The sequence below is a fragment of the Roseivirga sp. E12 genome, assembly GCF_017592825.1.
Classification (GTDB): Bacteria; Bacteroidota; Bacteroidia; order Cytophagales; family Cyclobacteriaceae; genus Roseivirga.
Map to the genome: position 1 here is coordinate 1 of NZ_JAGFMD010000028.1, position 541 is coordinate 541.

Annotated in this window: 1 pseudogene; it reads right to left on the reverse strand. The window is 44.9% G+C overall.

The features are described 5' to 3' along the window. A pseudogene (locus J4E76_RS21255) lies at positions 1 to 541 on the reverse strand (hypothetical protein); the annotation flags it as partial.

The window sequence follows — 541 nt, forward strand, 5'->3', positions numbered from 1 at the left end:
TCAGTAACAGTTACCATTACTGATACCTCACCGATATCACTACAGTTGAAAGTATTTTTAGAAAGGGTAGCATTAACGATGGCACAGTTGTCTTCGGTACAAGAGGTGAACTGGCTTACATCAGAGGTAACCGTTACATCAGAGTAATCAACAGTAGGAGGTGGAGTTCCGCCACCGCCACGGCCACCACGGCCACCTCTACCACCACCAGTAGGGGGAGGCGTAGGATCCGGCACATTTACATCAGCACCATCACAGATATAGAGTACATCAGTACCTCTGATTTTACCATTACCATTTTCATCTAGATAGATAAGGATGTTTTGAGTAACTACTGTCGGAGCAAGATCATCGACTACAGTTACTACAGCAGTAGCAGTAGCTGTGTTACCAGAAGCATCAGTAGCGATGAGTGTGACTGTATTAGGGCCGATCTCATCACAGTTGAAAGTTGTCTTAGAAAGCGATAGCGTGATATCACCACAGCTATCATTAGAACCATTGTCGATCATCTCAGGAGTAATGGTAGCGATACCATCAG